At 27.0% G+C, this 6150-nt stretch carries 5 protein-coding genes; 1 reads left to right on the forward strand and 4 read right to left on the reverse strand.

What is annotated here, in order from left to right; translation table 11 throughout:
* Positions 1–140 precede the first annotated feature (140 nt).
* Entirely contained in the window at positions 141–275 is a 135-nt protein-coding gene (locus MBCUT_RS11795) for a hypothetical protein (RefSeq protein ID WP_281177988.1), read from the reverse strand.
* A 253-nt stretch (positions 276–528) separates the two neighbouring features.
* Between MBCUT_RS11795 and MBCUT_RS11045 the strand changes: the two genes are divergently transcribed.
* Positions 529–741: a hypothetical protein gene (locus MBCUT_RS11045; protein WP_157082575.1), complete on the forward strand. Its 213-nt coding sequence runs from the start codon at positions 529–531 to the stop codon at positions 739–741.
* Between the two features lie 36 nt (positions 742–777).
* Here MBCUT_RS11045 and MBCUT_RS09780 read toward each other — a convergent pair whose 3' ends face one another.
* Genes MBCUT_RS09780 through MBCUT_RS09790 form a run of 3 tightly spaced genes read right to left on the reverse strand, consistent with a single transcriptional unit; the run spans position 778 to position 5839 of the window.
* On the reverse strand, positions 778–3168 hold the full coding sequence (locus MBCUT_RS09780) for a right-handed parallel beta-helix repeat-containing protein (RefSeq protein WP_067260523.1): 2391 nt from the start codon (positions 3166–3168) through the stop codon (positions 778–780).
* Positions 3169–3227: 59 nt separating this feature from the next.
* Positions 3228–4223, reverse strand: a complete 996-nt coding sequence (locus tag MBCUT_RS09785) for a transglutaminase-like domain-containing protein (protein WP_067260526.1) — start codon at positions 4221–4223, stop codon at positions 3228–3230.
* Positions 4224–4234: 11 nt separating this feature from the next.
* Entirely contained in the window at positions 4235–5839 is a 1605-nt protein-coding gene (locus tag MBCUT_RS09790; protein WP_067260528.1) for a right-handed parallel beta-helix repeat-containing protein, read from the reverse strand.
* Positions 5840–6150 lie beyond the last annotated feature (311 nt).

The following is a 6150-nucleotide window of genomic DNA, read 5'->3' on the forward strand; positions in this document are numbered from 1 at the left end:
CTTTAGTTTTAAAATCAACTTTTTCTTCAATACAATCGAAAAGTTTAAGTTGAATAGGACCAATATTATCTATAAGGGCAGATTTACTTATTGTAGTCATAAATAAGTATCTGTCCTTTTTCATATTAAAATTTAACTATTTAATTATCAATGAAAAACTCATCAAGTAACGTTTCAAGTGTATTATTTTCAAACAATCTCCAATAATGGACTAAATAGTGAAAAAAATTCAATTCACATTTTCTAATTTTTGAAAAAACTCCACACTTTTTCAAAAAAAACCCCACTTTTTTGACAGAGTCCTTCTGAGATAAAACAAAAAATCATGTCATTTATTATTTAATAATAGTAACATATAATAACTATCAAATAGCAATAATAAAGTATTAATCAGCTGTTTTAATATTTCCAAGAGGTAAAAATCCTTTAAGAAAAGTTTTTGATAATATTTCATATCCATTAGAGTGTTTTACAGGTTAAAACAAGAAAAAGGAATTATATAAAGCATTAACTCAAAAATCTAGAGAAATGCTACGAAAATGGAAAATTTATAAAGGAATTAGAAGTAAAATCGAAGACTTTAATAAAATACTCAAACAAGCCTTATCCTTGAGAAGAATACATCATTATATAGAAGAATCTATTTGTAAAAAGACTTATTTGAATGTATTTTTAGCTAGACTCATCACATCATCTGGATTCAAAACAAAAAAAGAAATACAATGCCTAACAGAGATGTGAAAAACCTAACGCCCTAAATATAATTAAAAGAGGAATTTAGTTGGTGTTTCTTTTAACAATATTTTTATATCCTCTTATACAGAGTCTATGGATTGAATCTTTGCCTTTAGTTTTTCCTAATTTATTTTTACTTACCGTATTTTTATCACCATTTACTTTAATCCCTCTAATTTTTACATTATTACTTAATATCACATTTTTATCCCCAACAAGTTTAATACCATGATATTTATTCTTGTTTAATGTATTTTTCGCGATTTTATTGTTGTTTCCCAAAATTATGATTCCATTGTATTTATTTCCATTTGCAATATTTCTGGTTAAAGAGTTCTGATGACCAATTATATTAATACCAAAATTTTTTGATTTTATTTTGTTTTTAAATATCTTGTTTTTGTTTCCTTTTATATTAATTCCAATTTTAGAACCAGATATAATATTCTTTTTTATGCTGTTGTCACTTCCCAAAATTTTAATACCATAAGCTGTAGCTTTAATAGTATTTTTATATATTTCGTTTTGATTTGATTCAGAGTATATACCATATACTACACTAGAAATCTTATTATTATTGGCAATTAAAGATCCTAAGTAAGATTTAATACCATAAGTACTTTTTTTTACAGTATTATTGGTAATCCAGGCCATGCCTCCTTCAATACTCATTCCTACTTTGTTGTTATTGAGAATATTATTTTTAATAATTGCAACATCATTTGAAACAATCCCATATCTACAATTACTAATATTATTTTTCAATAGTTTATTATCCATTCCAGATATAAGAGTAATTCCTTCATATGAACAATTAAAGACATTATTATAAGATACAGTATTGGTATCTCCATCAACCCTAATTCCATTATAATTATTCTTCACCTGATTATACATAACATTATTTATAAACCCATTAACGTAAATACCATCATAACAATTAGAAATAGTATTATAACGAATATTGTTATAACATGAATTTTCGAGATAAATACCAGTTCCTGTCTTTTTATTATCAAACAAAAAATTATATAAAATAAATACATCAGAAGGTTTGTCTAAGTAGATGCCGTAATCTCCAAAATTTTTTATAATATTATTGTTAATTATAGACTGGACAGAGCTATCTAAAGAAATAGCATCGGATTCAGTATTTGTTATAGTATTATTTGTTATATTTGTATCAACAGCTTCACCAATGTAAATTCCGTTATTAGTTCTATCTATTATGTTATTTGTAATTTTAACGAGTTTAGTGTAATCTATATTGATTCCACAGTTTTCATTATTTTTTATAATATTGTTTTTAATAGTTCCATTATTAATATTACCCAAGTACATTGCGGTTCCACTATTGGTTATATTGTTGTTGTTGATAGTTAAATTAATGGAATCATCTGCAGATATGCCAGAATATTCATGATTTCTTATGAAATTATCAGTAATTATGGTATTATTAGAATCAGATAATGATATACCAGTGTCCCCATCGTTTTCAATTGTATTGTGTGAAATGGTAAGTTTATCTGAACTTCCAGATCTTATACCATAATAACCATTATTTTTTATTTTATTATTTTTTATTTTAGCATTCTTAACTTCATCTAAAACAATGCCGCTTTCTTTATTATCTTCTATATTGTTATTAGTTATGTCTATATTATTAGAAGAGAAAATGTCAACGCCATCATTATCATTATTTTTTATGTTATTGTTAGATATTTCAATATTGTTTGTTTCATCTATGGTCATTCCATTATTTGTATTATCAGTAATATTATTATTAGAAACATTATTATTATTACTACTGTCTATTCTAATTCCTTCATCATTATACTTAATATTGTTTTTAGTAATATTAGTATTATTAACTTCATCTAAAAAGATACCATAGCTACCCATATTAGATATGTTATTATTTGAAATTGAGAGATTTGAGGAAGAACTGATACTAATACCATTATTTTCTGCATTATTAATTTCATTGTTATCGATAGTTACATTATTAGAATCCCTTATGTCAATCATGTCAAAATTATTTAAAATATTATTTCCAATGATTTCAAGATTATTAATACTTTCAGCAATAACGCCTGTAAAGTATCCAGTAATAGTGAAACCTGTTATACTAACATTATCACTCAAAACATAAAAAGCGTACTCTGTAAAATCACTCAGCCCACTAAGAGTAACACCAATATCACAAGTTATATTAAGTGCTCGAGTAATATCTAGTGAAATACTATTATAAAAACCAGATCCTGTATTATTAAAATGTAAGCCAGTTAAATTAACACTTTCATCATTGATTAAATCTTGAATATCATCTACATTCCAACTTTCATTCACATAAAAAGTAGATGCAGAAGCTCCAGAAATGAAAAAGAAAAGGAAAAAAATACTCAAACAAAATAAAAATTTTTTAAAATACATCATATACACACCTTTTACTATTAATCCTAACTTTTCAAATTTTATTTAATATATGCATTTTACCATAATGATAAATATAACCTGCTTAATGATTCAGAAAACCATAGTCTATTACCTTTTTTCCAACTGTTAATAATTCCAAAAGAATTTCTTGAACTAGTAGTATCTAGCTTATATTTAATCGTATTTGAAATATATGCCTGTACCCAAACATGCCCACCTCTAGTTCTAGCAAATTGACAGTTTGCCCAATTTTCAAAATATGCAGGTATACCAACAGTTCTTAACATGCTAACTAATAAAATAGACTGATCTGCACAATTTGCATTTTCTCTGCCTTTCAAAGTTGTAATCCTATTAATAACTTTAACTGCTTTAAAATGACTACATTCATATCCTTTATATTTTACATTATTTCTAATCCACTCAAATATTGCTTTACCTTTACTAGAAGAATTAAGCTCACCTTTAACATTACTACTTATAATTTTTTTAACTAAAGTTTTAATGTCAGAATGGTTAACCTGACAACGACTATCCTTGTAAGATAAATATTTATTTAATTTACTATCAAATTTCTCCCCAATAAGCAAAATATCACTAGACGATTTCTCAGAAAATTTGATGTATTTTTTAGAAATTGCACCACTCTTATTCACAGTTACATCATAACTATATTGTATGTAGGGATTATATGCCTTATCATTACCTATTTTCAAATTCCAATAGCAAATATACTTTGAATCTATACTTACGATATTATAATTAGTATTCTTGTAGTAATCAGTTACCTTATCTATGTCAGTTTTGTTTGTTTTAAGAGAAGGTCCTGGTTTAGGATTATTAGTATTATTATTTTTTGGAGTTGATCCTACAGTAACAGATTTAGAAGTTTTGAATGTTTTGCCAGTTAGAGAATAACTTGCAGTTATCTTAATTTTGTATGATTTTGATTTTTTAACTGTCTTGAATTTATATGTTGCTATTCCATTTTTGTCTGATTTTAAATTAAGTTTTTTAGTATTTATTTTTAATTTAATGCTTTTATTAGGCATTTTATTATTTATTACGGGTAGTTTATTGTTAATACGTACAGTATTTGTTTTACTATAGTATTTGTTTTACTATATATTGAATTTTCTATATTATCTCCTTTTAGGACATAAGTTTTAATTGTTAATTTTTTACCTTGGCCTACTGAAGCAGGGGTTGATAATCCAACACCTATTAATTTAGCTACATTAGAAGCTAAAGAAACTTTAGATAATCTTAAGGTTGCTGTGTTGAATATCCCACTTCCATAAGTAGCTATGTTACTTTTTATACTTCCTCCAGTCATATTTAATGTACTTTTAGAATAGATTCCTCCACCATCAGAAGAGGCTTTATTTTTTGTCAGTGCAACAGAAGATAATGTTGTAGGCCTTGATGTATATATTGCGCCTCCGTATTTAGCAGAATTTTCATTAAATTTAGAACTAACAATATTTGCTGAGCTTCCATTTATGTACAAAGCCCCTCCATCATTTGTAGCTTTATTACTTTTAAGAGTAGAAGAAGATATTCTTAAAGAACCATTAGAATAAATACCAGCACCGGATTTAGCAGTATTACTCGTGAATTTAGAACTAGAAATTATAGTATTGCCAACATTAGTATAAATTCCTCCACCTTGGTTTGTTGCTTTATTGTTTTGAATTGTAGAAGAGTTTATAGTCAAAGTTCTGTTTGAATATATTCCTCCTCCTTGATTAGCATTGTTATTAGAAAAAGTAGAAGATTTGATGGTTAAATTTGTTGAAGCGTTTCCTCCACTGTATATTGCTCCACCATGAAGCTTAGCGATGTTGTTTGCAAAGTTGGAACCAGTGATATTTATTTCTGATGATTGGATACGAATAGCTCCACCTTCACTAGTTCTAGCAGTGTTGTTAGTAAATTGACAGTTTTCAATGGCAAGTTTACTGCCAATTATTCTTATGGCACCGCCATTTTCTGCATAGTTGCTAGTGAAATTAGAATTAGATATTTTATGACCTATAGTTCCAGAAGCAAAGTTAATGGCTCCTCCAACATCATTAGCACTATTGCTCCCAAAATAGCAAGTTGATATGGTTGTATAGTTAGCATGGATGTCGATTGCTCCGCCTTCTACCCAGTCATCCTCTCCAGGTACATTTGCAGCGTTAGATATGAATCTAGAATTAGTTATCGTTGAATGTTCAGCATTAGAACTCAAGAAAATACCTGCACCGGATTCGCCTTTATTGTTTCTAAAAATACAGTCATCGACGGTAATTTTGCTTCTCGTTGCAATTGCTGCACCAGATCCTGCTCCAGGATAACCATTGATAAAAATTATTCTTTTAAAGGTAACAATAGAGTCAAAGTCTACTAAAACTATTCTACTTTTACTATCACCATCTAAAGTAGCGTATTTACCAGAAGGACCTTGAATAGTCAAATTCTTATCGATTCTAATATAATTCCCATCACTTGTATAAGTCGTATTTTCTAAAGTAATAACAGAATTAGAAGAAGCTGAATTGACATCATCCTGCACATTAGAAAAACTAGCACTATATACACACGAAGATACTGCAAAAGTCAAAACAAAAAATAAACAAACATATAAAATACCTATTAATATTTTTTTTACATTTATCATCATTCATATAACCAGTTTAATGAAATCAGAAAAATAATACTAAAAGTCATGAAAAATAATACTAACTAGTATTAAATATATACTATCAAAGTAATACTTTGATTAATATAATTCCTAAAATCATTAATACCTATGTATTATTTTAAATATTTACCACTCACTATATTTAAATGTTACTATTATATGAAGGGTGTAAACTTTCGTGGAGTTTTTTTATTTTTTTGTTTAGATTGGGGGTTTTTCCATGTGAAGTGCTAGATATTCTAGTAATCCTTCGTTTGTTTTGAATTTGTGTGTTGTTTCTAATTTTTGTG

The sequence above is a fragment of the Methanobrevibacter cuticularis genome, assembly GCF_001639285.1.
GTDB lineage: Archaea > Methanobacteriota > Methanobacteria > Methanobacteriales > Methanobacteriaceae > Methanobaculum > Methanobaculum cuticulare.